Genomic DNA, 25,987 nt, shown 5'->3' on the forward strand with positions numbered 1-25,987 from the left:
TTAAAAGGCTGATAACGCTCCAATAATCAGGGCATTTGCAACTTGGCATAGACCCTGCTTTCGAGGAAGCCGCTTCGGTTCGTCGTGCTCACTGGTATCTCACAGGGTGTGGCCGGCCGTCGTTGCCGGACTGGTCAGGGGATCCCGGCATAGCGAAGACAACATCGTGCGTTAAGAAAAGCGCATCCTGACGAAGACGTTGCTATTTGATCGACAAGGCCGGAGGCGCGCAGTGAAGAAAATCGAAGCCATCATCAAGCCATTCAAGCTCGACGAGGTGAAGGAAGCGCTTCAGGAAGTCGGCCTTCAGGGCATCACCGTGACCGAAGCCAAGGGCTTCGGCCGGCAGAAGGGTCACGCCGAGCTCTACCGCGGCGCCGAATACATCGTCGACTTCCTGCCCAAGGTGAAGATCGAGATCGTGATCGGCGACGATCTGGTCGAGCGCGCCATCGACGCAATCCGCCGCGCCGCGCAGACCGGGCGCATCGGCGACGGCAAGATCTTCGTCTCCAATATCGAAGAGGCGATCCGCATCCGAACCGGCGAATCCGGGCTGGACGCTATCTGAGCCGGGTGCTATCCCGCATTTTGCGACACTCTGACAAGAAAAAGGCTGCTTCGGCGGCCTGATTTCGTTTGTGCGGTCGCGCGCGAACTCGCCCAAAGCGAGAACAAACTTGCTCATCTGGAAACCGACCCGCAGAGCCAAAAGGGGTATGCATGAAGACCGCCAAAGACGTCCTGAAATCGATCAAGGACAACGACGTCAAGTACGTCGACCTGCGCTTCACCGATCCACGCGGCAAGTGGCAGCATGTGACGTTCGACGTCAGCATGATCGATGAAGACATTTTCGCCGAAGGGACGATGTTCGACGGCTCCTCGATCGCCGGCTGGAAGGCGATCAACGAGTCCGACATGTGCCTGATGCCGGATCCGGTGACCGCGACGATCGATCCGTTCTTCGCCGAGACCACCATGGTCATCACCTGCGACGTGCTCGAGCCGACCACCGGCGAGCCCTACAACCGCGACCCCCGCGGCATCGCCAAGAAGGCGGAAGCCATGGTGAAGTCGATGGGCGTGGGCGACAGCGTGTTCGTCGGCCCCGAGGCCGAGTTCTTCGTGTTCGACGACGTGCGCTTCTCCGCCAACCCCTACAGCACCGGCTTCCGTCTCGACTCCTCGGAGCTGCCGACCAACTCCGACACCGAATATGAAGGCGGCAATCTCGGCCACCGCGTCCGCACCAAGGGCGGCTACTTCCCGGTGCCGCCGCAGGACTCCGTGCAGGACATGCGCTCGGAAATGCTCGGCGCCATGGCCAAGATGGGCGTCAAGGTCGAGAAGCACCATCACGAGGTCGCCTCCGCCCAGCACGAGCTCGGCATGAAGTTCGACACGCTGACGCTGATGGCCGACCACATGCAGATCTACAAATACTGCATCCACCAGGTCGCGCACATCTACGGCAAGACCGCCACCTTCATGCCGAAGCCGGTCTTCGGCGACAACGGCTCGGGCATGCACGTGCACCAGTCGATCTGGAAGGACGGCAAGCCGGTATTCGCCGGCAACAAATACGCCGACCTGTCGGAGACCTGCCTGCACTACATCGGCGGCATCATCAAGCACGCCAAGGCGATCAACGCCTTCACCAACCCGTCGACCAACTCCTACAAGCGTCTGGTCCCGGGCTATGAGGCCCCCGTGCTGCTCGCCTACTCTGCGCGCAACCGCTCGGCCTCCTGCCGCATCCCCTACACCGCTTCGCCGAAGGCCAAGCGCGTCGAGGTGCGTTTCCCCGATCCGCTCGCCAATCCCTATCTCGGCTTCGCCGCGATGCTGATGGCCGGCCTCGACGGCATCAAGAACAAGATCGATCCGGGTCCGGCGATGGACAAGGACCTCTACGACCTGCCGAAGGAAGAGCTGAAGCAGATTCCGACCGTCTGCGGCTCACTCCGCGAGGCGCTGGAAAACCTCGACAAGGACCGCGGCTTCCTCAAGAACGGCGGCGTGTTCGACGACGACTTCATCGACGCTTACATCGAGCTGAAGATGACCGAAGTCGCCCGCTTCGAGATGACCCCGCACCCGGTCGAGTTCGAGATGTATTATTCGGGCTAAGCGGCCCGGAGAGACACGACACGTGAAAGGCGCCCCTCGGGGCGCCTTTTTGTTTGGGGCGTAGCCTCACCACGTCGCCGTAAACGCCTTCTGCAACTCGGCCGGCGCCGTCACCCCGCTTGCGATCAGCAATTGGGTGAGGACGCGCGCCTTCTGTGGATTGAGGTCCTCGGACACCACAAAACCGTTCTTGTCGTCGTCGACCTCGACGTTCCTCGTGACGAAGCCGGACCTGACGCGCGTGGAGCGGACGACGAGGATGCCCTTCTTCGCCGCAGCTTCCAGCGCATCGAGGGCAGCCTTCGAGGTGTTGCCGTCGCCGACGCCGGCCAGCACGATGCCCTTGGCACCGCGCGAGATCGCATCCTCGATCGGAACGGCATCCATGTTGGCATGCGAGTAGACGATCGCGACGCGGGGCAATTGCTCGCCGGCCGGAAGCTGATAGGTCGCGCGCCGGAAGCCGCCGGCCTGGGTCATGAAGCGGATGCCGCCGGCGGTGTCGACATAGCCGACCGGCCCGTCATTGGGCGAGCTGAACGTCTCGATGCTCGTGGTGTTGGTCTTGGTGACCGAGCGCGCGCCTTGAATCTTGTCGTTCAGCACGGCCATCACGCCGCGGCCGCGCGCGCGGGGATCGGCCGCGACCTGCACCGCCTCGTAGAGATTGCCCGGGCCATCCGCACTCACGGCCGTGGCCGGCCGCATCGAGCCGACGATCACCACCGGCTTGTCGCCGCGAACCACATTGTCGAGAAAGAACGCGGTCTCCTCCAGCGTATCGGTGCCGTGGGTGATGATGATGCCATCGGCCTCGTTCTTGTCGAAAGCGTCCTGGATGCGGCGGGCCAGCGCGAACCAGACCTTGTCGTTCATGTCCTGGGACCCGATCGACGAAATCTGCTCGGCGTTGATCTTGGCGAGCTTGTCCAGGCCCGGCACCGACTGCATCAGCTGCTCGCCCGTGATCTGGCCGGATTTGTACGCGCCGGTCGCGCGCGCGTCCGCCTGGCCTGCGATGGTGCCGCCCGTCGCCAGCACGAGGATGCGCGGCAGATTGGCGGCGTCCTTGCCAGGCTCAGCAGCCTGGACTGCCGCGCCGATCGGCCACGAACAAAGTGTAAGGGCGACCAGCGGAACGGCAAGCATGGATGTCCGACGTTGGCGGCGGCTTGCTGGGCGAACGGCGTGCTTCGTCATCGAATGTTTCTCCCCGTTGAGGTAGGCATCAACATTCGATACGCCCATTGAGGCCGAAGATGGGTCAGCCTGCCGCTTGCCGCTATGGATTGTCACGCCGCGGCATCAGATGGTCGAGCAGGCCCGTCGGCAGCGGAAACACGACGGTCGACGACCGTTCGCCGGCGATGTCGTGCAGGGCCGCGAAATAGCGCAGCTGCATCGCCTGCGGCTCCTGCGCGAGAATCCGGCCGGCTTCGACGAGCTTTTCAGCGGCCTGCTGCTCGCCCATCGCATTGATCACCTTGGCGCGCCGCAAGCGCTCCGCCTCGGCCTGCTTGGCGATCGCGCGCACCATGGTTTCGTTGAGATCGACGTCCTTGATCTCGATGCCGGTCACCTTGATGCCCCACACGTCGGTCTGCTTGTCGAGGATCTCCTGGATGTCGGCGTTCAGCCTGTCGCGCTCGGCCAGCATCTCGTCGAGCTCGTGCTTGCCGAGCACCGAGCGCAGCGTGGTCTGCGCGAGTTGGCTGGTCGCCGCCATGTAATCGCCGACCTTGATGATGGCCCGTTCGGGGTCGACGATGCGGAAGTACAGAACGGCGTTGACCTTGACGGAGACGTTGTCCCGCGAAATCACGTCCTGGGGCGGCACGACCTGCACCATCACCCTGAGATCGACCTTGACGAGTTGCTGCACGATCGGAATGAGGATGATCAGGCCCGGGCCCTTCACGCCGGTAAAGCGGCCGAGCGTAAAGATGACGCCACGCTCGTATTCGCGCAGGATCCGAATGGCCTGGGATAGAAACATGATGACAAGCAGCGCAAGCGCTGCATAGGTCAGGTATTCCAGCATCATGGTGGACCTCCCTCGCCCGTTCGGGCCGATGCGCGCCGGATCAGCAGCGTCAGGTCGATGACGCCAGCGACTTCGACTCTCTCTCCGGGCTTGAACGTTTCGGCGCCGCGCGCCTGCCAGCGCTCACCATGGGCGAAGACATGGCCTTCGCTGCCGTTCCAGTCGAGAATTTCGGCAGGCAAGCCGCGCATGGCCTGCGCGCCGACCCGTTCAGGAGCCCTGGCGGCACGCCGAAGCGAACCGAGCACGACGAGCGCAAAGCCGGCGAACACGGCCGCAGTGGTGCCGATCACCCACCACGACAGCTGGTAGCCCGGCGCCTCGACCCTGAACAGCATCAGCGCTCCCAGCACGAAAGCGATGATCCCTCCGAGACCGATCACCACGGTCGGATTGAAGGCTTCGACGGTGAGAAGCACGAGCCCAACCAGCATCAGGGCGAGGCCGGCGTAATTGATCGGCAGCAGATTGAGCGCATAGAGGCCGATCAGCAGGCAGATCGCGCCGACGACCCCCGGGGCGACGGCACCGGGAGACATGAACTCGAAGATCAGGCCGTAGATGCCGATCATCAGGAGAATGAACGCCACGTTCGGATCGGTGATGACAGCAAGGAAGCGGGAGATCCGTCCGGGGTCGATGGCTTCGACGACGGCATCCTTGGTCGCGAGGCGTTGCGTCTTGCCGCCTGCAACCTCCACCACGCGGCCATCGAGCTGCCGCAGCAATTCAGCCTGGTCGCGCGCGACGAGATCGATGGCATGGGCCTCCAGCGCGCCGTTGGCGGACAGCGTGGCGGCCTCGCGGACCGCCTTCTCCGCCCAGTCTGCATTGCGGCTCCGCAGCTCGGCGAGGCTGCGGATGAAGGCGACGGCATCGTTCGTCACCTTCGCTGTCATCGCGTCCTTGGGCTCATCCTTCTTGTCCTTGCCATCCTTGTCCGGCGTGCCGCTCGGCAACCCCGGCAACGGCCCGCCGATCTGCACCGGCGTCGCGGCACCGATATTGGTGCCTGGCGCCATCGCCGCGATGTGGGTCGCATAAAGGATATAGGTCCCCGCGCTCGCCGCGTGGGCGCCGGAGGGAGCGACGTAACCGACGACGGGGATGGGCGAAGCCAGCACATCCGCAATGATCTCGCGCATGCTGGAATTGAGACCGCCCGGCGTGTTCATTCTCAGAAGCACGATTTCGGCACGCCGTTCGGCGGCCTTGGCCAAGGCCTCCTTCACGTAGCTGGCCGACGCAGGGCCAATCGCCCCATCGATCGAAACAACCAGTGCAAGACGGCCGTTCTCCTCCGCTGAGCTGGGAAGGAGGCAGCAGATCAAAGCCACGACGCCAATCGCCGCAACGAGGGCCGCCTTCATGGTCTGCACGGCAGGGCTCCCTTGCAGAGCATATGGTGCGTGTCTTGCGAACCTCAATGCAGCCGCGTGCTGGCCTTGTCGTGATTGTGCGACGCAATGGAAATTGCCCCGCAGTTCGGTTGAGCGCGGGACGGTGGCGGACCAAGCCTTGGGCTGATCCGCCGGCGTAGCTTGCCCGGCTACGGCCTCGCGATCCGCACCCCGTCCGCACCGATCGTGCCGAAGGTGCCGGCGATGATTTCCGGTGTCGGCTGCATGCCGCCGAGCGACCAGTGCGACGGCTCCTGCTCCTCGATCCTGACCCAGACGTTGCGGCGGAATTCCGGGTTGCCTTGCCCTTCGACCTCGACCAGGAGGTCGGTGACGCGTTCGAGCAGAGTCTTCTTCTGGGCGGCGTCCAGGATGCCGCGGACGGTGGAAATCGTGATGTAAGGCATGTCTCTCTCCAATCATGTCGTGTGCCGACGGTCGAGACATTGAACCGGACCAGCCGGAGACGGCAGTGGCGGATAAGACAGAGATCGGGCAATTTCCGCCATGGCGCCCGCGCGCCGATCGGCTAGGATCGCGATCCTGTCTGGAGGTCCCATGAAGCTCGCAATTCTGGCGCTGGAAGGCTGCATGCACTCTGCGATCGCCGGAATCGCCGACATCCTGGCGCTCGCCAATCACGTGATGCAGCAGAGCGGCGCAAAACCCCGCTTCGCCTGGCAGACGCTCTCGCTCGACGGCAAGCCGGTGCGCGCCGGCGGCGGCCAGATGGTCGCGGTCGACGGCGCGATCGGTAAACGCGCTTCCTTCGACGCGATCCTCGTCCCCGGCAACCTCGTCGATCACGTCACCGCCGCGCGCCTGCAACCGCAATACGACCGCGCCGGCGCCTGGCTGCGGCAGCAGCACGCCAACGGCCGGTTGATCGGCGCGTTTTGCAGCGGCGTGTTCCTGCTCGCAGGCAGCGGCCTGCTCGACCACCGCCGCGCCACCATCACCTGGTGGCTGCAAGGCGAGCTGCGGCAGCGCCATCCCACCATCGACCTCGCCGCCGACGCCGTCATCACCGTCGCGGACCGCATCGTCTGCGCGGCCGGACCGATGTCGTGGGTCGATCTCCTGCTCCGCCTGATCGAGATGGTCGAGGGCAAGGAGATCGCAAAACTCTGCGCGGACTACGTCGTCATCGACACCGCGCAGCGCAGCCAATCGATCTTCATGCCGGTCGGCTATCTGCTGTCGCAGGACCCGCTGCTGACCCGGGCCGACCTGCTGGTTCGCCGCACCGGCAAGCGCCCGATGACGGTCAAGCGCCTCGCCGACGCGCTGGGATTGAGCGAACGCACGCTGAACCGGAAATTTCAGGAGCTCACCCACGAGCCGCCGCAGGCCTTCATCATGCGCCGCCGCGTCGAGCACGCGCGCACGCTGCTGGAGACGACGACGCAGCCGGTCAAGGCCATCGCACGCGTGGCCGGCTATGAGGACGAAAGCAGTTTTCGCAAGGCGTTCCGCAAGCTCACTTTGATGTCGCCGCAGGCGTATCGTGCAAGGCGGATGGAGCGGACGGCGTGAGAGCCGAACTTGCCTCCGCGCCGGCTGACGCCAGACTGCCGCCTGAGCGCGGCTACGATTCAATTGCACTGTAGAGATGAGCGTTGCGGCTCAGAGCCGTCAGCTTTCGTTCCGCATCTGACTCCACTTCGTTCTCAAAGAACAAATCAGAACCGCGAAAATCGGGACGGACCAATTCCTACTGATTGGTTTATCTCGTCCGAGATTGGGAAGCGATTGAAGAGGCGATGTGGTTGTCTAGAAAAAAGCCTACGCCGCCGCGCGCTGGCGTTCGACCATGGCTTCGCCGAACGCCTCGAACAGTTTTCGGTTGATCGGATTGCGCTGCGGGTCGTATTCGGCGTGCCATTGCACGCCGAGCGCGAAGGTCGGGGCCTCCGCGATGCGGATCGCCTCGATGGTGCCGTCTTCGGCGATGCCCTCGATCAGGACGCGCTTGCCGGGATCGAGGATGCCCTGCCCATGCAGCGAATTGACCCTGATCTTCTCACAGCCGAGCAGCGTTGCGAACGCGCCTCCGGGCGTCAGGTCGACGTCGTGACGGTCGGCGAAGATCACGGTCGGATCGGGATGGATCTCGCCGTTCTCGAGCCTCGGCATCCGGTGGTTCATGCGGCCGGGGATTTCGCGGATCTCGGGATGCAGCGAGCCGCCGAAGGCGACATTCATCTCCTGGAGGCCGCGGCAGATGCCGAACAGCGGAATGCCGCGGGCGACGCAGGCGACCGACAGCGCCAGCGCGACCTCGTCGCGATGGATGTCGTAGGGCTCGTGCCGCTCACACGGATCGACATTGAATCGGGTCGGATGGACGTTGGCCCGGGCGCCGGTGAGCACGATTCCGTCGACCACGTCGAGCAGCGCGGCAATATCGGTGATGTCGGGCGCGCCCGCGAACATCATCGGCAAGCCGCCCGAGACCTCGGCGACGGCGCGCAAATTGCGCTCGCCGACCATCTGGACCTGAAATCGATTTTCGACGCGATGGGCATTCCCGATCACGCCGACGACCGCCTTTCTCATCTCCCGTTCCGACCTCCCGCCGAAAAAGATTCTCTGAGGATGCCCTCGGGATGGAACAAATTCAACAGAAGGGATCGCGGGACGGCAATGCTATTTTCGCGCAAATGCCCGGCCGGAGCGGCCGCGGCGCCCTCGGTAGCGTTGCCCGCGCGGCCCTGGACGCCTCAAATCGCGCCGGAGCCCGGCTTGATCCGAGGGAGGATTTCGCGAAAGAGTGCCTCCACGCCGGCCCCCTTGAAAAGGACATGATGTGACGATTCCCAGAGACGAATGGTCCCGGACCCGCGCCGATCTGGCCTGGGCCATTTCGGTCGGGGGCATCAGTGTCGTGCTGTTCACGGCCATGCTGGTCTTCACCTGGTATTTTGCCGCCACCCTGCTCCTGATTTTCACCGGCATGCTGCTCGGCGTCGGCCTCAACGCGCTGACGGGCGCGCTCGGCCGCCGCGTGCACCTGCCCCATGCGGTCCGGCTCGCGATCGTCTGCGTCGCGCTCGCCGTGCTGCTCGCGGGCGTTGCCTATCTCGGCGGCGCCACCATCGCCGATCAGGCGTCGGTGCTGAGCAAGACCATCAAGTCGCAGATCAGCAACGTTCGCTCCTTCCTCGAGAACCACGGCATCGACACCAGCTTTTTCGATCTCGGCAACGCTGCGTCCGATTCCGCCGCCGCTGCCCCGTCGGACTCGACGCCCTCACCTGCAGCGGCCTCACGCCCGCCCCTGCCCGGCGCCGGCGCGCTGGCCTCGAGCGGCGGAGCGATCGTGAGCCAGACCTTCAAGCTGCTGCTCGGCACCATCCACGGTGTGGGAAACATCTTCATCGTGCTGTTCCTGGGGCTGGCCTTTGCCGCCCAGCCCAGCGTCTATCACGACGGCCTGTTGTTCCTGGCCCCGGCCCGGCACCGCACCCGCATCACCCTCGTCATCGACCGGATCAGCGAGACGCTGGAGCGCTGGCTGATCGCACAAATCACCGTCATGCTCGCGGTCGGTGTGGTCACCTGGATCGGGCTTGCCGCCATCGGCATCCCCGGCTCGTTCATCCTGGGGATCCAGGCCGGCCTGCTCGCCTTCATCCCGACCGTGGGCGCCATCATCGCCGGCGTCGTCGTGGTGCTGGCGAGCCTCGCCTCGGGCTGGATTCCGGCGCTGTCGGCCTTTCTCCTCTTCATGGGTGTCCATGCCCTGGAGAGCTATGTGCTGACGCCGATCCTGCAGCGGCAGGCGCTCGACATCCCGCCGGCCACGCTGTTCGCGTTCCAGATCCTGCTCGGCGTTGTGTTCGGCATCTGGGGCCTGGCGCTGGCGCTGCCACTGGTCGCCATCGCCAAGGTCATGATCGACCATTTCAAGACGTATGAGGCGCCGCCTTTGGCGGAGGCGGCGTAATCCTCAGGTCGTCAGCACGGTCTCGGTGTGCTCGACGTCCGGGGGCGCGGCAAAATACTGGCCGACGAGGCCGCGCCATTCGGTGAAATTCTCCGAGCCGCGGAAATCGACGGTGTGGTTTTCCAGCGTCGCCCATTTCACCATCAGCCGGTAACGCTGCGGCTTCTCGATCGATTTGTGCAGCTCGAAGCCGTGAAAGCCCTTGGAGCGGCCGAAGGCGGCCTTGGCCTTGGCGACGGCCGCCTCAAAATCCTTCTCGCTGCCCGGCTTGACGTCGATTTGCGCGATCTCGGTGATCATCGTTTCCACCCTTTTTGCTCGATGGGCGTGTCTACCGCAGGCATGAAAAAAGAAAAAGGCGCCGAAACGGCGCCCTGCTCGGCCAAAATGCGGGTGCTCTCAGGCGAACAGCAGCGCGCTGCCTGCGACGATCAGCGCACAACCGATGAACAGCGCGAGCGGCCAGTAGTTGCGGCCTTGCGTGTATCGCCCCTGCGCGCGGCGCTCGGCGATCAACGCGCTCTCGTATTCATCCGCGGTCGAGAACAGGCAGGCGAAGCCGCTGCGCGCCGAGGCAGCTTGGGCTTCAAGCGACATCAGGGCAGCCTGCGGGTTCTGTCGACGGATCGATTCCATGACCGCAATGGTAGGGACCGAATGGTAAACAGAGACTTACCGCAAGCTGTCCTCGCCTCAGGCCGTGGCCGGACGCGCCTGCGGCGCACCGACCCGCGCGGCGCTCTGACGCCGCCAGTTCTCCAGCGACAGCGGCAGCTCCTCCGCCGCCTCGACGCGGTTACGGCCGCCGCGCTTGGCCTGGTAGAGCGCGGTGTCGGCCGAGGCCAGGAGCACCTCGAGCTCGGTGCCCGCCGGACCACCGGCGACGCCGATGCTGACGGTGGTGTCGACCGGGCCTTCATCGACGACGACGCCGGAGGTCTCGAACGCCTCGCGCACGCGCTCGGCAACGAGCACACCCTCCTCCAGCGAGCACGGCAGCAGCGCCGCGAACTCCTCGCCGCCGACGCGGCCGGAGAGATCGGTCATGCGCAGATTGCTGACGACGACGGTCGAGAACAGCTTCAGCATCTCGTCGCCGGCAGGATGGCCGAAGCGGTCGTTGATCGATTTGAAGTGGTCGATGTCGAAGATCATCACGGTCACGGGACGGCCGGCCTTGGCCTCGCGCTCGATCACGCGTCCGCAGGCTTCGGAGAAGCCGCGGCGGTTGAGCATGCCGGTCAGGGGATCGGTGGACGCGGCGGTGCGGTGCGCCGTCACCGTGCGCTCGGACACCAGCATGAAGATCACGAACACGGTGCCGACGGCATAGAGCACCAGCTCGACCGCGAACACGGTGACCCAGATGCTCGAGGAGAAAGCGGCATCATGCGGGCGCAGGAAGCTGCCGAGCAGGATCGGCAGCATCAGCACGCAGCCGTGCATCACCGGCACCACGAAGGCCGGCCAGCGCCGTTGCAGGCTCTTGCGCCGTTCGACCCAGAGCTCGCTCGCGGTCAGCGCCGCATAGATCGAGACGATGCCGGCGCCGACGATCATGCGCAGCATCGACGCCGTGGGATCGAGCAGCGTGGCGGCCGCGGCCCAGGCGAGCGCGCCGACCAGGAGCCCCGGCCAGTTCGGCTTGCGGCCGTGGAAGACGCGCGCCGCATTCCACACCATGCCGCAGGCCACGAAGCCGACCGCATTCAGCGCGAGATAGAGATGCGGGCCGAGCTTGTCGCCGGCCGCAGTCCACAGCGCGACGGAAGCAGCGCCGAGGAGATACGCGGTGCCCCACCATTTCAGCGCGGGACTGTTCTCCTGCCTGCCGAAAAACACCATCATGGCGCCGAGCAGTGCGGCAACCATGGTGGCAACCAAATAGAGCGTGATGCTATCGAGCGACATCATGTCGGCCCCCTTGAAAACATAGCAGTTACGCGATCGGCCCAGCCGACTTGCGCGCCCTTCCAAATGCGACGCTATGTCTCGCGGGTTCCATTCAGGTTTTCACGCGGGCCCAAGTTTTCGGGAAACACGTCATCAATTTGCGTACAAACGAACAACAAAAAGGGCGCTGAAATCAGCGCCCTTTTGCATCTCATTGGAGCCGCTTTCGCGGCGAATGCGACCGAAGCGATTAACGCTTCGAGAACTGGAAGGACCGGCGGGCCTTGGCCTTGCCGTACTTCTTGCGCTCGACCACGCGCGAGTCGCGGGTCAGGAAGCCGCCCTTCTTGAGCACGGTGCGCAGCTCCGGCTCGAAATAGGTGAGCGCCTTGGAGATGCCGTGACGGACGGCACCGGCCTGACCGGACAGACCGCCGCCGGCGACGGTGCAGACCACGTCGTACTGGCCGGAACGCGCGGCCACCGAGAACGGCTGCTCGATCATCATGCGCAGCACGGGACGGGCGAAATAGACCTCGACCTCGCGCGAGTTGACCGTGACCTTGCCGGCACCCGGCTTGATCCAGACGCGGGCGACCGCGTCCTTGCGCTTGCCGGTGGCATAGGCGCGATTGAACTTGTCGACCTTCTTCTCGTGCTTGGGCGCGTCAGGCGCCGCAGCGGTCTTGAGCTGCGAGAGCTGGTCGAGCGACTGGATGGATTCGGCCATGTTATGCGGCCCTCGTGTTCTTGCGGTTCAACTTGGCGATGTCGATCTTCTCGGGCGTCTGGGCCTCGTGGGGATGATCGGCGCCGCCGTAAACACGGAGGTTGCCCATCTGGACGCGACCGAGGGGACCACGCGGGATCATGCGCTCGACGGCCTTCTCGAGCACGCGCTCGGGATGCTTGCCCTCGAGGATCTGGCGCGCGGTGCGCTCCTTGACGTGGCCGACATAGCCGGTGTGCTTGTAATAGGTCTTCTGCTCGCGCTTGCGACCGGTGAGGACCGCATGCTGCGCGTTGATGATGATGACGTTGTCGCCGCAATCAACGTGCGGGGTGTAGGTCGGGAGGTGCTTGCCGCGCAGGCGCATGGCAACGATGGTGGCGAGACGGCCGACGACCAGACCCTTGGCGTCGATCAGCACCCACTTCTTCGTCACCTCAGCCGGCTTTGCCGAAAAGGTTTTCATGTCAGAGTTTCCGTGGACGGGGAGCATCGGCGCGAACACCGCACCGGACTGCGCGGTTTTCTAGAGAAGAGACGCGTAACGGTCAATGCCCGACAACGGAAATTATAACAGTAAAATCAAATACTTAAAAATATGGTGCTATATTACCTGCGAAAAGCTCAAACATTTGGAATGGAATAGGTCGAGGTGACATGGGCAATGGGATCGGGCGAGCTGCCGGACAGGAGCTTCACCTCCCCGACCGCGAGGCGCTTGCCGAGCTTGAGCAGCCGGGCTTCCGCCAGCACGTCCTGCCCGGGCTGGCCCTTGCGCAGGAAGTTGATGTTGAGATTGGTGGTGACCGCGAGCCCGACCGGCCCGATCGCGGACAGCAACACCACGTACATCGCGAAATCGGCCAGTGCCATCAGCGTCGGGCCGGACACGGTTCCGCCCGGCCGCAGCATCCTTTCGCTATAGCGCTGCCGCAGCAGGCAGGTCTGGCCGTCCGCGCTCTCGATCGTGATGTCGTCGCCGCTGAAGGCCTGGGGAAACTCGTCGCGGAGAAACTGCTCCACCTCCGCCACGCTCATTTTCGCCGATGCCATGCTGTTCCCCACCCTCGCTTCACTGGCCCTGTTACATTAAGTTAGCTGTGTCATCCAATTGCAATCATCCAACGGAAATCGCGTCAATGTCCGTCCAGGCCGCCCGCGCCCCCTCCCCGCAACCGCCGATCCTGCTGCGCGAGACCGTCGGCCCCATCGCGGTGCTGACGCTGAACCGGCCGGCCGCCCGCAACAGTCTGTCGGCCGCGATGATCGCCGCCCTGCATGCCGAGCTCGACGGGATCCGCGACGACAAGGCGGTCCGCGGCGTCGTGATCGCCGCCAACGGCCCGGCCTTCTCCGCCGGCCACGACATGAAGGAGCTGACCGCGCGCCGCACTGATCCGGATCGCGGCCGTGCCTTCTTCGCCGAGATGATGAACGCCTGCAGCGCGATGATGCAGGCGATCGTGCATCTGCCGAAGCCCGTGATTGCATCCGTCCATGGCATCGCAACTGCGGCCGGCTGCCAGCTCGTGGCGAGCTGCGACCTCGCGATCGCATCGGAGGACGCAAAGTTCGCGACGCCCGGCGTCGATATCGGCCTGTTCTGCTCGACACCGATGGTGGCACTGTCGCGCAACGTGCCGCGCAAGCAGGCGATGGAGATGCTGCTGACGGGCGAGCCGATCGAGGCCGACCGCGCCCGCGAGATTGGCCTCGTCAATCGTGTCGTGCCCGCCGGCTCCGAACTCGGCGCCGCGATCGAGCTCGCGCAACAGGTCGCGCTCAAATCCGCCTACACCGTCAAGCTCGGCAAGGAGGCGTTCTACCGCCAGGCCGAGATGAGCCTTGCGGAGGCCTATCGCTATGCCGCAGAGGTGATGACCGAGAACATGATGGCGCGCGACGCCGAGGAAGGCATCGGCGCATTCATCGAGAAGCGCACGCCGACATGGCGGGATGAATAGTCAACTCCTCATCCTGAGGAGCCGCGGGACGCGGCGTCTCGAAGGATGGAGGCCCGGCTGTGGCTTCATGGTTCGAGACGCGCGTGCCGCGCTCCTCACCATGAGGGTCAGAGAAAGAAAAAGATGAACCACGACGCCTATCCCGACAATTACATCCGCGGCATCCTCAACAGCGTGAAGTCGATCGCGATGGTCGGCGCCTCGCCGGTCAACGTGCGGCCGAGCTATTTCGCGTTCAAATATCTGGCACAGCGCGGCTACGACATGATCCCGGTCAATCCCGGCCATGTCGGCAAGGAGCTGCTCGGAAAACCCTTCGTCGCCTCGCTCTCCGACATCGACCGTCCCATCGACATGATCGACATCTTCCGCAACTCCAGCCACATCATGCCGGTGGTCGAGGAAGCGCTCACGCTCGATCCGCTGCCGAAAGTGATCTGGATGCAGCTTGGTGCGCGCGATGAGGCAGCGGCGGCGAAAGCGGAATCGGTCGGCATCAAGGTGGTGATGAACCGCTGCCCCAAGATCGAATATGGCCGCCTGTCCTCCGAGATCTCCTGGATGGGCGTGAATTCGCGCACGCTGAGTTCCAAGCGGGCGCCGGCACCGACGCAGGGCATGCGGCTATCCCTCAATCGGATGAGTGTCGGCGGCGGCGACACTGCGGCCTCCGATCGCGCGGCCAAAAACAAGACCGAGCAAAGCTGACGCAATCGCGAAGGATTCGTTTCGCGAACGCGACCATGCGTAGCAAGATCGTTCCCGAGTGACGCGGCGGCTTGACGGCAGCCGCGGCGCCGATCAGCATGCCGCGCGATTTCAGGCCACAAGAAATAGGACGCCCAAATGAGCGATCGCCTTCCGGGATTTTCAACCCTCGCCGTGCATGCCGGTGCACAGCCCGATCCCACGACCGGTGCGCGCGCTACGCCGATTTATCAAACGACCTCGTTCGTCTTCAACGACGCCGACCACGCCGCCTCGCTGTTCGGCCTGCAAGCGTTCGGCAACATCTATACGCGCATCGGCAACCCCACCAACGCGGTGCTCGAAGAGCGCGTTGCGGCGCTCGAAGGCGGCACGGCCGCGCTGGCGGTCGCCTCGGGCCATGCCGCACAGGTCGTGATTTTGCAGCAATTGCTCCAGCCCGGCGACGAGTTCATCGCCGCGCGAAAGCTCTATGGCGGCTCGATCAACCAGTTCACGCATGCGTTCAAGAGCTTTGGCTGGAACGTGGTGTGGGCCGATCCCGATGACATCGCGAGCTTCGAGCGTGCGGTGACGCCGCGCACGAAAGCGATCTTCATCGAGTCCATCGCCAATCCCGGCGGCAGCATCACCGACATCGAGGCGATCTCGACGGTGGCGAGCAAGGCGGGCGTGCCGCTGATCGTCGACAACACGCTGGCCTCGCCCTATCTGATCCGACCGATCGACCACGGCGCCGACATCGTCGTCCACTCGCTGACGAAGTTTCTGGGCGGCCACGGCAACTCGCTCGGCGGCATCATCGTCGATGCCGGCACGTTCGACTGGTCCACGGGCGGCAAATATCCGATGCTGTCGGAGCCGCGGCCGGAATATCACGGCATCCGCCTCCAGGAGACCTTTGGCAATTTCGCCTTCGCGATCGCCTGCCGCGTGCTGGGCCTGCGTGACCTTGGCCCTGCGCTGTCGCCGTTCAATGCCTTCATGATCCTCACCGGCATCGAGACGCTGCCGCTGCGCATGCAGAAGCACTGCGACAACGCCAAGGCGGTGGCCGAATTCCTCGCCGGCCATCCGGCGGTGGCCTCGGTGAGCTATGCGGGCCTTGCGAGCGACAAGTACAACCAGCTCGCACGCAAATACGCGCCGAAGGGCGCGGGCGCCGTGTTCACCTTCAGCCTGAAGGGCGGCTATGACGCCGGCGTCAACCTGGTGTCGAAATTGCAGCTGTTCTCGCACCTCGCCAATGTCGGCGACACCCGCTCGCTGGTGATCCACCCGGCCTCGACCACGCACAGCCAGCTCGACGACGCCGCCAAGGTGAAGTCCGGCGCCGGCCCCGACGTGGTGCGGCTCTCGATCGGCATCGAGGACAAGGAAGACCTGATCGCCGACCTGGAACAGGCGCTTGGCGCGTAATCGCCTGGCCGTGCCGGGGCGCAGAAAATGCGCCCCGGTTAACAGTCATTAACCATACCGGCCCCATAGATCGTCTTTGGATCGCCCTTTTGATTCGGAGCCGATGATGTTGCGCTGGATGGTGCCTGCCGTTGCGGCCATGCTGACTGTCTCAGCCGCTGTTGCCGCCGATCTGCCCGCGACGCCGAAGCGGCGGGCCGCGGCGCCGCCGCAGTATCCGCCCAAGGTCTATGTCGAAACCGATCCGGATGCGCTGATCTCGCCGGCCTATGGCATCGGCAGCTACATCCGCAACCTGCCGGGCACGCCGCTGCTGCCAGGCGCCCACACGCTGCCGGGCTATTACGGCCGCCCGTGGGATTACGACTATCAGGGCTCGTATTACGGCGGCAAGCAGGTCGACTATTTCTGGCGCCTGCCCTATTCGTGCGGCATCTACGGCTATTGCTGATCAGCCGGGCTGATAGTGATCAGCCGGGCTGACTGACTGGAAGCGCGCGCGGCTGCGCCTCGGCGGGCTGCCGTGACGCAAGCCGTTCCACCTGCATCACCGCAAGCGTCAGTACCACGATCGCGACGGCCTGGTGCGCGAGCGCGAGGCCGATCGGCACCTGGTTGAGCAGCGTGAGAATGCCGAGCACCGCCTGCAGGCTCACCGCGCCCAGCAACAACAGCGCTCCGCTTGCCGCTGCACCCGTGCGCGACCGCACCGCATCGAACGCATGCAGCGCCGCCAACGCGAACAGCGCATAGGCCGTCATGCGGTGCTCGAACTGCACCGTCAGCACATTGTCGAACATGTTGCGCCACCACGGCGTCTCGAACCACAGCCGCTCGCTCGAGGGAATGAACACGCCGTCGATCTGCGGCCAGGTGTTGTAGGCACGCCCGGCGCGCAGGCCCGCGACCAGCGCGCCGAAATAGATCTGCACCAGGGTTACGACGAGCAGCAGCGCGCTGGTGAAGCGCAGCCGCGCAGGCGCCGCAATCTGCGGCCGCTCATTGAGGCGCCGCACCGTCCAGACGATCCCGGCGAAGATGAGAAGCGCGAGCACCAGATGCGTCGCCAGCCGGTATTGCGAGACCTCGACACGTTCCGTCAGGCCCGAGGCGACCATCCACCAGCCCACCGCGCCCTGGAGACCGCCGAGCGCGAACAGCAACCACAGCCGCCGCTTCAACTCACCGGAGAGACCGCCGCGCCACAGGAAGAACAGGAACGGCAGCAGATAGGCGACGCCTATGAAGCGGCCGAGCAGCCGGTGGCTCCATTCCCACCAGAAAATCTCCTTGAACTCGGACAGGCTCATGCCGGCGTTGAGCTCGCGATATTGCGGGATCTTCTTGTAGGCATCGAACGCCTCGGCCCACGCCGCTTCCGACAGCGGCGGAACACTTCCGGTGACCGGCTTCCATTCGACGATCGAGAGCCCGGATTCCGTCAGCCGCGTCGCGCCGCCGACCAGCACCATCAGCGCGATCAGCGCGGCCACGGAGATCAGCCACCAGCGCACGGCGCGATGCGGCTCAGACGGGGCGGAAATCGTCGTCATTTCGGGGCCGAAACCAGGACTTGAAGGCTTGAACCGGACTGCGTGCCCCTTATAGTCCCCCGCTCCCGCAGCGCAAGTTACGCGAAAGCCGCAAGTCCCCATGACGATCCGCACCCGCAAGTTCCTCGGCGCCATCCTGCTCCTGGTCCTTTGCACCGTCTGGGCCCTGCTCGGCATGGCGGCGGCGCAGATGCCGTGGATCGCCGAATCCGGCTGGCGGCAGGCGATCTACTACGTCGTGGTCGGCATGGGCTGGGTGCTGCCGGCAATGCCGATCGTGAGCTGGATGCAGCGTCCCGACCGCGTCAAATCTAGCTCGTGACGCTGCCCGTCGGTTTCACCGGCGCAAAGGCGACACCCGACACCAGCACGCGCAGCATGCGCAGCGATCGCATCCGGCCGTCCCAGGAAATCCGCGGCAGCGCGCGCAGATTGGTGCGCCCCTCGGCATCCACGATGCCCGGGATGGTGGACACGGCGCTGGCAAAGCCGGCCTCCTCCGCCATCACGACGTGACTGCGCCGGAACGACGAGCGGTCGCCGAACGGAAAGGCCAGATGCCTGATCTCGCGGTGGAAGGCCGATTCCGCCACCGCCTTGCCCATTGTCATCTCGCGCAATGCAGCAGTGTCCTTCATGTTGGCGAGAACCGGATAGTTCACGGTCGCGCTGCCGATGGTGACGAGCGGATCGGCCGCAAGCTTCGCGAGGTCCTCCCAATTCATCGACGCTTCGCGCGACAGCGCGGCGAGATCGATCCGGTAGCGCGTGCAGAGATCGGCGATCGCGGCCGACACATCCGCCGGCGGCAGCGAGCGCAGCCAGCCTTCGAGATGCGAGAACAGTGCCTGCTTCTCGGCGTTGCCTGTGACGGTGAAGCGCTGCTCCTTCTCGCCCATCATCAGGCTGACGCGGCTCTCGCGCGCGATCACCTGCTCAAGGCCGAGCCACCAGGCCTCGCCGACGCCATCGGGAAACGCGGTGGGCACGTAGATCGTGAACGGCACCGCGTGGCGCGCCAGCACCGGATAGGCGCAGTCGATCAGGTCCTTGTTCGCGCCATCGAAGGTGAGCGCCACGAAGCGCCGTCTCTCCGGCAGCGTCACCGCGCGGCGGCAGACCTCGTCCATGCCGAGGAAGTCATACTTCCATCGCTTCAGCGCGCGGATGGCGCGATCGAGAAATTGCGGACTGATCTCGTCCTCGTGCAGCGGCTGGAACGCACCGCGCCGGCGCGGCCGCACATGGACGAAACGCAGGATGGCGCCGGCGCCACGGCTGCGCAGTGCAGCCTGGCCGGTGAACCAGGCCAGCTCGAGCCGCAACCGCTCCAGCCATCTGTCGTCGGATGCCAATATCCCACCTTCGCGTTCGCCGGCGGCCCGTTCCCTCGCGCATTGTCATTACCCTTTGTTGACATTTCTTTGCAAAGGTCGGCCACAGGCCGAATTACGCTTATTTTGATTTCTCGACAGGTTTCGCGAATGACCATGGCTGCGGCGATGCAAGGCCGGACGGCAGAATCGCCCGCGCGGTCGCAAGCGAGCCGTATCGCGCATGTCGATATCGTCGCCGATCTCGGCGAGGCCGAAGCGGTCTGGCGCGCCCTCGAGGAGCCCGGCCACCTCTTCACGCCCTATCAGCGGTTCGACCTGCTCAGCCCGTGGCAACGGCTCGTCGGCGGCTGCGAAGGCGCCCGCCCCTTCATCGTCATTGCCCGCGATGCCGAGCGCCAGCCACTTGTGCTGCTGCCGCTCTCGCTGCGCCAAAGCCACGGCGTTCGCACGGCCTGCTTCATGGGTGGCAAGCACACCACCTTCAACATGGGCCTGTGGAACGCCGGGTTCGCAGCGCAGACGGCGGCCGCCGATCTCGACGCGCTGCTCACGCCTCTGCATGAGCATGCCGATGTGCTCGCGCTGACGCAGCAGCCGCTGCGCTGGCATGACCAGCAAAATCCGTTTGCGCTGCTGCCGCGGCAGAGCGCGGTCAACGGCTGCCCGCTGCTCACGATGGAGCCGGGCGGGCCGCCCACATCGCGGATCAGCAACTCGTTTCGCCGCCGCCTCAAGAGCAAGGAAAAGAAGCTCCAGGCGCTCGCCGGCTATCGCTATCACCTTGCCACCACGGATGCCGACGTCACCCGCCTGCTCGACTGGTTCTTCCGCGTCAAGCCGGTGCGGATGGCCGAACAGAAGCTGCCGAACGTGTTCGCCGAGCCGGGCGTCGAAACCTTCGTCCGCAGCGCCTGCCTCGCACCGCGCGGCGAAGGCCGGGTCATCGACATCCACGCGCTCGAATGCGACGAGGAGGTCATCGCGATCTTCGCCGGCGTCGCCGACGGCCAGCGCTTCTCGATGATGTTCAACACCTACACGATGTCCGAGCACGCCCGCTACAGCCCCGGGCTGATCCTGATGCGCTACATCATCGACCGCTACGCCGAGCGCGGCTATCGTTCGCTCGACCTCGGCATCGGCTCGGACGAGTACAAGCGGATGTTCTGCAAGGACGACGAAGCCATTTTCGACAGTTTCGTCCCGCTGACCTCGCGCGGCAAGCTCGCGGCGATGGCGATGTCCTCGCTCAGCCACGGCAAGCGGCTGGTGAAGCAGAACCAGATGCTGTTCGATCTGGCGCGCAGGCTGCGACAGGCGTTCGGCTAGGCTTCGCAATATCGTAGGGTGGGCAAAGCGAAGCGTGCCCACGTCTGCCGCAATCGTTGAAAGGTGGTGGGCACGGCGCAAGGGCGCCTTTGCCCACCCTACGGCTCCGAACGCGTGGAGAGACCCCTCCCACAAGGGGAAGCGGGAAAGAGAAAGCTACGCCGCCACCACGCGCGGCGTCTCGACCGCATTCGACGGCTGCACCGGCCTGCTCAGCATCGTCACCTCGCTGAAGCCAACGGCCCGAAGCTGCTCGCACATCAGCGTGCGCGCATCAGCCTCCATCGATGCATCGGGCACCACGACGGCGCGGGCATGCGCCGTCAGCAGCTCCGCTGGAAGATCCGAGGCGCTGCCGGCATCGAGCAGCACGTGGTCGTAGGCACGGAGCAGCGCATCGATCGCGAGCGTCACGCGCGGCGATTGCAGCAGGCTGCGGTCGAAGCCGGGACGGCCGGCCATGACCAGGTGCAATCGCGAGAGCTTGTCCCGCGTGAGGATTTGCGCGAACGAGGCCTCGCCCTGCATCAGCTCGGCAAGACCGGGCGCGGAGGCATCGACCGACACGGCGGCCATGGTCGGCGAGGACGCAGCGAGATCGACCACGACGACGCGGGCCTCGCGCGCCAGATGCCGGGCCAGCGTCAGCGTCGACAGGGTGATGGCTTCGCCGGCCGCGGTGCCGAGCACGGTCACCTTCTTTGCCGCCGGGCCTGCGGCGCGCAGGCTCTCGGCCAAGTGTTCGATCTCGGCGAATTCGCGGACATCGGCGTCAGCCGTCATCTCCGGCTGAAGCGGCGCGGGCTCCACCGTGACCGGATCGACCATCGGCTCGACCTCCGGCGGGAAAACCGGCTGGTCAACCCGTTCCTGGCGAGCCGACACCTGGGCTTGCGCCGGAATGAACGCGGCCACCGCGCGCGGCGCAGTCTGGCGCAGCAGCTCGCCGGTGACGACGACGCCGGACGAGAGCAGCAGCGTCGCGATCGTCGCGATCAGCACGATCGGCATTTTCTTCGGATAGGCCGGCGTGTTCGAGACGATGGCGCGCGAGATGATGCGGCCGTCCGTCGGTGCGGTGTCGATGGTCTCGCGGGTGTTGGCCTCGCGATACTTGGCGAGATACGTCTCGAGCAGGTCGCGTTGCGCCTTGGCCTCGCGATCGAGCGCGCGGAGTTGCACGTCCTGACCGTTGGTCGAAGTCGCCTGCTTCTTGAGCTGCTCGAGGCTCATCGACAACTCCTGGACCCGACCGCTGGCAAAGCGCGCGTCGTTTTCCAGCGAACGCGCGATCTTGGCAGCCTCGTCCCGGATCTGGGTGTCGAGGTCGGCAAGTTGCGCCTTCAATTCCTTGATGCGCGGATGATTGCCGAGCAGCGTCGAGGACTGCTCCGCCAATTGGGCTCGCAACGCCACGCGTTGCTGGGACGGCGTGCGCAGCGACTCCGAGTTCAGCACTTCGGAGGCCTCGATCGGCTTCCCGCTCTGGAGCATCTCGCGGATCAGGCGCGCTTTCGCCTCGGCATCGGCCTTCAGCGCGCGCGCGTTGTTGAGCTGGGTATTGACCTCGCCCATCTGCTGGTTCGACAGCGTGGTGTTGTTGGTGCCGACGAACAGGCTCGACTTCGAACGGAAATCCTCCGCCTTCGTCTCGGCATCGGAGACCTTCTTGCGCAGGCTCTCGATCTCGCCCGCAAGCCATTGGCTGGCGTTCTTGGCCTGCTCCTGGCGCGCGCTCTGCTGGAGCACGAGATAGCCGTCGGCGATCGAATTGGCGACACGTACGGCAAGATCCGGATCGGCGGACTGGAATTCGACCACGATCACGCGCGACTTGTCGACGGCGTAGGCCTGGAGACGCTCGTAATAGGCGTCCAGCACGCGTTCTTCCGGCGTCATCGAGAACGGATCGCGGCCGATGCCGACCATTGCCGCCAGCGACTTCAGCGGCGAGACGCCTTGCAGCACCGGATCGAATTCGGGTCGCTCTGCAAGCTTGTTCTTCTTGATGATCTCGCGCGCGAGATCGCGCGACAGCACCAGTTGCACCTGGCTGGTGACGGCCTCGGCGTCGAGCGCCTGCCGCTCCTCGGTGCGGTCGGTGTTCGGGCGCAGGAACACGTTCTCGCGGCCGTCGATCAGGATGCGCGCTTCAGACTTGTAGCGCGGGGTCACGAGATTGACGGCAGCCACCGAGGCGACGAGCGCGAGCACCGTCGGCACGATGATCCAGCCGCGCTTGCGGGCGAGTGCACCGCCGAGCGCATGCAGATCGATGTCGCCGGATTCGACTTGCTCCTGCTTCGCGGCAGCGGGCGCAGGCCTCGCCTCCACCTTCGGCGCGACCTCGGCCTTGGGCTTCGACACCGCCCGCTCGATCACAGCCTTGTCCTTGCCGGCACGCCAGAACGCTAAACGCATCGAACACTCCCGCAGGGCAATGCTGCGACTCTACCTCAACCGGGGCGATTACACTCCATTAAGGTTGCTGCTGGGTTAATCGCGCCGCGCCGCGACTGATGCATGCGCCCTCGTCACCGTTTGTTAACCACGAGGGCTCTTAATCCATCTCGATATTTCGAAAATCGTCGAGCATTCGCCGCACGCCGCGCTGGTTCTGATCATGCCCCCCTCTCCCGACCGGCCGCTCCGTATCCTGCACGCCGTGCGCGCGCCCGTGGGCGGCATCTTCCGCCACATCCTCGATCTCGCCAACGGTCAGGTCGATCGCGGTCACCACGTCGGGATTCTCGCCGACAGCCTGACCGGCGGCGAGCGCGCCGACAAGGCGCTGGCCGAGCTCGCACCGCGCTTGAAGCTCGGCGTGCATCGCCTCGCGATCCGCCGTGAACCCTCGCCCGACGATGTCCTGGTGTGGCTGCGGATGCGGCGCCTGATCGGCGAGCTCAAGCCCGACGTCATGCACGGCCACGGCGCCAAGGCCGGCGCCTTCGTCCGCATGCGGCGGCGCTCGGACGACACCATCCGCATCTACACCCCGCATGGCGGCTCGCTGCATTATCCCCTCAACACCTTCAAGGGCGAGTTTTACGCGCGGCTCGAACGTACGCTGATGGACGCGACGGACCTGTTCCTGTTCGAGAGCGCGTTTGCGCGCGACACCTATCAACGCATCGTCGGTACGGCCAAAGGCGTGGTGCACTGCGTTTTCAACGGCGTGACGCCGGAAGAATTCGAGCCGATGGTCCTCGCTGACGACGCCACCGATCTCGCCTATGTCGGCGAGTTCAGGCACATCAAGGGAGCGGATCTGCTGGTCGATGCGATGGCGCGCCTGCACGAGGGCGGCAAGAAGGTCACGCTCACGCTCGGCGGCGACGGCGAGGAAACCGCGACCTTGAAAGCGCAGGTCGAGAGGCTCGGCCTCACCAGCGCCATCCGCTTCATCGGCCACGTCAAGGCGCGCTACGGCTTCTCCAAGGGACGGCTGCTGGTCGTGCCCTCGCGCGGCGATTCCATGCCCTATGTCGTGATCGAAGCGGGCGCCGCCGGCATTCCCATGATCGCGGCCCGCGTCGGCGGCATCCCCGAGATCTTCGGGCCCCAGAGCCCGGCCCTGTTCGCGGCGAGCAACGCCGAGGCGATGGCAGAGGCGATTGCCGCCGCGCTCGACGATCCCCAAGGCACCGCCCAGCGCGCAGCCGCACTTCGCAAGCGCATCTCCGCGCATTTTTCGCAAGCCGCGATGGTCGACGGTGTGCTCGCGGGTTATCGCGACGCATTTACCAAACACTAACCATCCTTAAGGCTGGCTTTAGAGAATCTTCCGATTTGTCCGATAATCCAGGAGCCAGGGGATGCTCGCCCGGGGCGCTAAGTCGCGGCCCGCGGGTTTTTGGAATGGACGTGGACGCCCGTGGAACCGCTCAACGCACGCTCGATGCTCGATGCCGCGACCAGCGCCGCGGCGAGGCCCGCTGATCAGCCCTTCGTGGAACGTCGCCGCCGCCTGACGCCGGCAGCGCTCGAAGTCGTCAACCAGAAAGTCGCCCGCGCCTATTCGCCGATCGTCATCACCGGCTTCGTGCGCGTGATCGACTTCGTGCTGCTGACCCTCGTTGGGGTCGCGCTCTATGTCGGCTACGTCATGCCGCTTGCCGACTTCAGCTGGGCCTATCCTGCCCAGATCGTCGCCGTCGCGGTCGCGGCCGTCGTCTGCTTCCAGTCCGCCGACATCTATCAGGTGCAAATGTTCCGCGGTCAGCTCCGGCAGATGACGCGGATGATCTCGTCCTGGTCGTTCGTCTTCCTGATGTTCATCGGCATTTCCTTCTTCGCCAAGTTCGGCACTGAGGTGTCGCGGCTGTGGCTTGCCGCCTTCTACGTCCTCGGGCTCGCCGCGCTGATCTCCGAACGTCTGATGTTGCGCTCGCTGGTGCGCGCCTGGGCACGCCAGGGCCGGCTCGACCGCCGCACCATCATCGTCGGCGCCGACAGCAACGGCGAACAGCTCGTCGAGGCGCTGAAGGCGCAGGACGATTCCGACATCCACGTGCTCGGCGTGTTCGACGACCGCAACGACAGCCGCGCGCTCGACACCTGCGCCGGCGCGCACAAGCTCGGCAAGGTCGACGACATCGTCGAGTTCGCCCGCCGCACCCGCGTCGATCTCGTGCTGTTCGCGCTGCCGATCTCGGCGGAGACGCGCATCCTGGAGATGCTGAAGAAGCTCTGGGTGCTGCCGGTCGACATCCGCCTGTCCGCGCACACCAACAAGCTGCGCTTCCGCCCCCGCTCCTATTCCTATCTCGGAGAGGTGCCGACGCTCGACGTGTTCGAGGCGCCGATCACCGACTGGGATCTGGTGATGAAATGGCTGTTCGACCGCGTCGTCGGCAGCCTCGCGCTGCTTGCAGCCCTGCCGGTGATGGGACTGGTCGCGCTGGCCATCAAGCTCGACAGCCCCGGTCCGGTGCTGTTCCGCCAGAAGCGCTTCGGCTTCAACAACGAGCGCATCGACGTCTACAAATTCCGCTCGATGTACCACCACCAGGCCGACCCGACCGCGTCGAAGGTCGTGACCAAGAACGATCCGCGCGTCACCCGCGTCGGCCGCTTCATCCGCAAGACCAGCCTCGACGAGCTGCCGCAACTCTTCAACGTGGTGTTCTCCGGCAATCTCTCCCTGGTCGGCCCGCGCCCGCATGCGGTGCAGGGCAAGCTCCAGAGCCGCCTGTTCGACGAAGCCGTCGACGGCTATTTCGCCCGCCACCGCGTCAAGCCCGGCATCACCGGCTGGGCCCAGATCAACGGCTGGCGCGGCGAAATCGACAATGAAGAGAAGATCCAGAAGCGCGTCGAGTTCGACCTCTATTACATCGAGAACTGGTCGGTTCTGTTCGACCTCGTCATTCTCCTGAAGACGCCGGTCTCGCTGCTGACCAAGAACGAGAACGCGTATTGAGTTTGCTACCCGAGCCATGCTGTCATCGCCCGGCTTGACCGGGCGATCCAGTAATCGCCGGCAGCGGAAACTGCCACGAACGGCTCGGAGTACTGGATGCCCC

At 65.0% G+C, this 25,987-nt stretch carries 27 protein-coding genes; 13 read left to right on the forward strand and 14 right to left on the reverse strand.

What is annotated here, in order from left to right; genetic code table 11:
* The first annotated feature begins 232 nt into the window (after window positions 1–232).
* Window positions 233–571 (forward strand): P-II family nitrogen regulator, encoded by a 339-nt coding sequence (locus I3J27_RS21095; RefSeq protein WP_007603495.1) that lies wholly within the window; start codon window positions 233–235, stop codon window positions 569–571.
* Between the two features lie 152 nt (window positions 572–723).
* The gene (gene glnA / locus I3J27_RS21100) at window positions 724–2,133 is read left to right on the forward strand and encodes a type I glutamate--ammonia ligase (protein ID WP_270160359.1); all 1,410 of its coding nucleotides are present in this window, start codon (window positions 724–726) and stop codon (window positions 2,131–2,133) included.
* Between the two features lie 66 nt (window positions 2,134–2,199).
* On the opposite strand, the gene I3J27_RS21105 is transcribed toward glnA, so the two are convergent.
* From I3J27_RS21105 to I3J27_RS21120, 4 genes are all read right to left on the reverse strand, one after another.
* Window positions 2,200–3,282 carry an asparaginase gene (locus I3J27_RS21105; protein ID WP_270160360.1) on the reverse strand — a complete coding sequence of 361 codons (1,083 nt, stop codon included), beginning with the start codon at window positions 3,280–3,282 and terminating at the stop codon, window positions 2,200–2,202.
* A 133-nt stretch (window positions 3,283–3,415) separates the two neighbouring features.
* A complete protein-coding gene (locus tag I3J27_RS21110) occupies window positions 3,416–4,177 on the reverse strand; it encodes a slipin family protein (RefSeq protein WP_270160361.1) in 762 nt (253 codons plus the stop codon).
* Window positions 4,174–5,556 carry an NfeD family protein gene (locus I3J27_RS21115; protein WP_270160362.1) on the reverse strand — a complete coding sequence of 461 codons (1,383 nt, stop codon included), beginning with the start codon at window positions 5,554–5,556 and terminating at the stop codon, window positions 4,174–4,176. Before I3J27_RS21115 ends, I3J27_RS21110 begins: the two co-directional genes overlap by 4 nt.
* 170 nt (window positions 5,557–5,726) lie before the next feature.
* On the reverse strand, window positions 5,727–5,984 hold the full coding sequence (locus I3J27_RS21120) for a tautomerase family protein (protein ID WP_270160363.1): 258 nt from the start codon (window positions 5,982–5,984) through the stop codon (window positions 5,727–5,729).
* 151 nt (window positions 5,985–6,135) lie between these two features.
* Between I3J27_RS21120 and I3J27_RS21125 the strand changes: the two genes are divergently transcribed.
* The gene (locus I3J27_RS21125; protein ID WP_270160364.1) at window positions 6,136–7,113 is read left to right on the forward strand and encodes a GlxA family transcriptional regulator; all 978 of its coding nucleotides are present in this window, start codon (window positions 6,136–6,138) and stop codon (window positions 7,111–7,113) included.
* A 249-nt stretch (window positions 7,114–7,362) separates the two neighbouring features.
* On the opposite strand, the gene I3J27_RS21130 is transcribed toward I3J27_RS21125, so the two are convergent.
* A complete protein-coding gene (locus tag I3J27_RS21130; protein WP_270160365.1) occupies window positions 7,363–8,136 on the reverse strand; it encodes a gamma-glutamyl-gamma-aminobutyrate hydrolase family protein in 774 nt (257 codons plus the stop codon).
* 50 nt (window positions 8,137–8,186) lie between these two features.
* On the opposite strand from I3J27_RS21130, the gene I3J27_RS21135 reads away from it, so the two are divergent.
* The gene (locus I3J27_RS21135; RefSeq protein WP_270160366.1) at window positions 8,187–8,390 is read left to right on the forward strand and encodes a hypothetical protein; all 204 of its coding nucleotides are present in this window, start codon (window positions 8,187–8,189) and stop codon (window positions 8,388–8,390) included.
* Window positions 8,387–9,526 (forward strand): AI-2E family transporter, encoded by a 1,140-nt coding sequence (locus I3J27_RS21140; protein WP_270160367.1) that lies wholly within the window; start codon window positions 8,387–8,389, stop codon window positions 9,524–9,526. Before I3J27_RS21135 ends, I3J27_RS21140 begins: the two co-directional genes overlap by 4 nt.
* 3 nt (window positions 9,527–9,529) lie before the next feature.
* Here the strand turns inward: I3J27_RS21140 and I3J27_RS21145 are convergent, their stop codons facing one another.
* The 6 genes from I3J27_RS21145 to I3J27_RS21170 form a co-directional block, all read right to left on the reverse strand.
* Window positions 9,530–9,826: an antibiotic biosynthesis monooxygenase family protein gene (locus I3J27_RS21145; protein WP_270160368.1), complete on the reverse strand. Its 297-nt coding sequence runs from the start codon at window positions 9,824–9,826 to the stop codon at window positions 9,530–9,532.
* 99 nt (window positions 9,827–9,925) lie between these two features.
* A complete protein-coding gene (locus tag I3J27_RS21150) occupies window positions 9,926–10,162 on the reverse strand; it encodes a hypothetical protein (RefSeq protein ID WP_270160369.1) in 237 nt (78 codons plus the stop codon).
* 57 nt (window positions 10,163–10,219) lie between these two features.
* A complete protein-coding gene (locus tag I3J27_RS21155) occupies window positions 10,220–11,440 on the reverse strand; it encodes a GGDEF domain-containing protein (protein WP_270160370.1) in 1,221 nt (406 codons plus the stop codon).
* A gap of 229 nt (window positions 11,441–11,669) precedes the next feature.
* Complete coding sequence (gene rpsI, locus I3J27_RS21160) at window positions 11,670–12,149, reverse strand: 30S ribosomal protein S9 (protein WP_008137962.1); 480 nt, start codon at window positions 12,147–12,149, stop codon at window positions 11,670–11,672.
* Window position 12,150: 1 nt separating this feature from the next.
* On the reverse strand, window positions 12,151–12,615 hold the full coding sequence (gene rplM / locus I3J27_RS21165) for a 50S ribosomal protein L13 (protein WP_008137961.1): 465 nt from the start codon (window positions 12,613–12,615) through the stop codon (window positions 12,151–12,153).
* Window positions 12,616–12,773: 158 nt separating this feature from the next.
* A complete protein-coding gene (locus tag I3J27_RS21170) occupies window positions 12,774–13,202 on the reverse strand; it encodes a PaaI family thioesterase (RefSeq protein ID WP_270160371.1) in 429 nt (142 codons plus the stop codon).
* An 86-nt stretch (window positions 13,203–13,288) separates the two neighbouring features.
* Between I3J27_RS21170 and I3J27_RS21175 the strand changes: the two genes are divergently transcribed.
* The 4 genes from I3J27_RS21175 (at window position 13,289) to I3J27_RS21190 (ending at window position 16,691) form a co-directional block, all read left to right on the forward strand.
* Entirely contained in the window at window positions 13,289–14,113 is an 825-nt protein-coding gene (locus I3J27_RS21175) for an enoyl-CoA hydratase (RefSeq protein ID WP_270160372.1), read from the forward strand.
* 123 nt (window positions 14,114–14,236) lie between these two features.
* On the forward strand, window positions 14,237–14,821 hold the full coding sequence (locus tag I3J27_RS21180) for a CoA-binding protein (protein WP_270160373.1): 585 nt from the start codon (window positions 14,237–14,239) through the stop codon (window positions 14,819–14,821).
* A 138-nt stretch (window positions 14,822–14,959) separates the two neighbouring features.
* On the forward strand, window positions 14,960–16,240 hold the full coding sequence (locus tag I3J27_RS21185; protein WP_270160374.1) for an O-acetylhomoserine aminocarboxypropyltransferase: 1,281 nt from the start codon (window positions 14,960–14,962) through the stop codon (window positions 16,238–16,240).
* Between the two features lie 106 nt (window positions 16,241–16,346).
* Window positions 16,347–16,691 (forward strand): hypothetical protein, encoded by a 345-nt coding sequence (locus I3J27_RS21190; protein ID WP_270172855.1) that lies wholly within the window; start codon window positions 16,347–16,349, stop codon window positions 16,689–16,691.
* Between the two features lie 19 nt (window positions 16,692–16,710).
* Here I3J27_RS21190 and I3J27_RS21195 read toward each other — a convergent pair whose 3' ends face one another.
* Window positions 16,711–17,793, reverse strand: coding sequence for a COX15/CtaA family protein (locus tag I3J27_RS21195; RefSeq protein ID WP_270160375.1), 1,083 nt, complete (start codon window positions 17,791–17,793; stop codon window positions 16,711–16,713).
* Between the two features lie 100 nt (window positions 17,794–17,893).
* On the opposite strand from I3J27_RS21195, the gene I3J27_RS21200 reads away from it, so the two are divergent.
* Window positions 17,894–18,115, forward strand: coding sequence for a DUF2842 domain-containing protein (locus I3J27_RS21200; protein WP_247503200.1), 222 nt, complete (start codon window positions 17,894–17,896; stop codon window positions 18,113–18,115).
* Here I3J27_RS21200 and I3J27_RS21205 read toward each other — a convergent pair.
* Window positions 18,105–19,148: a polysaccharide deacetylase family protein gene (locus I3J27_RS21205; RefSeq protein ID WP_270160376.1), complete on the reverse strand. Its 1,044-nt coding sequence runs from the start codon at window positions 19,146–19,148 to the stop codon at window positions 18,105–18,107. The genes I3J27_RS21200 and I3J27_RS21205 overlap by 11 nt on opposite strands.
* A gap of 129 nt (window positions 19,149–19,277) precedes the next feature.
* On the opposite strand from I3J27_RS21205, the gene I3J27_RS21210 reads away from it, so the two are divergent.
* Window positions 19,278–20,459, forward strand: coding sequence for a GNAT family N-acetyltransferase (locus tag I3J27_RS21210; protein WP_270160377.1), 1,182 nt, complete (start codon window positions 19,278–19,280; stop codon window positions 20,457–20,459).
* A gap of 156 nt (window positions 20,460–20,615) precedes the next feature.
* On the opposite strand, the gene I3J27_RS21215 is transcribed toward I3J27_RS21210, so the two are convergent.
* A complete protein-coding gene (locus tag I3J27_RS21215) occupies window positions 20,616–22,880 on the reverse strand; it encodes a GumC family protein (RefSeq protein WP_270160378.1) in 2,265 nt (754 codons plus the stop codon).
* A gap of 202 nt (window positions 22,881–23,082) precedes the next feature.
* Between I3J27_RS21215 and I3J27_RS21220 the strand changes: the two genes are divergently transcribed.
* Together I3J27_RS21220 and I3J27_RS21225 are read left to right on the forward strand one after the other, a co-directional pair.
* Complete coding sequence (locus I3J27_RS21220) at window positions 23,083–24,216, forward strand: glycosyltransferase family 4 protein (RefSeq protein WP_270160379.1); 1,134 nt, start codon at window positions 23,083–23,085, stop codon at window positions 24,214–24,216.
* 120 nt (window positions 24,217–24,336) lie between these two features.
* Window positions 24,337–25,884, forward strand: a complete 1,548-nt coding sequence (locus tag I3J27_RS21225) for an undecaprenyl-phosphate glucose phosphotransferase (protein WP_270160380.1) — start codon at window positions 24,337–24,339, stop codon at window positions 25,882–25,884.
* Window positions 25,885–25,987: the final 103 nt, after the last annotated feature.

The sequence above is a fragment of the Bradyrhizobium xenonodulans genome (assembly GCF_027594865.1).
In the GTDB taxonomy this organism is placed as follows: domain Bacteria; phylum Pseudomonadota; class Alphaproteobacteria; order Rhizobiales; family Xanthobacteraceae; genus Bradyrhizobium; species Bradyrhizobium xenonodulans.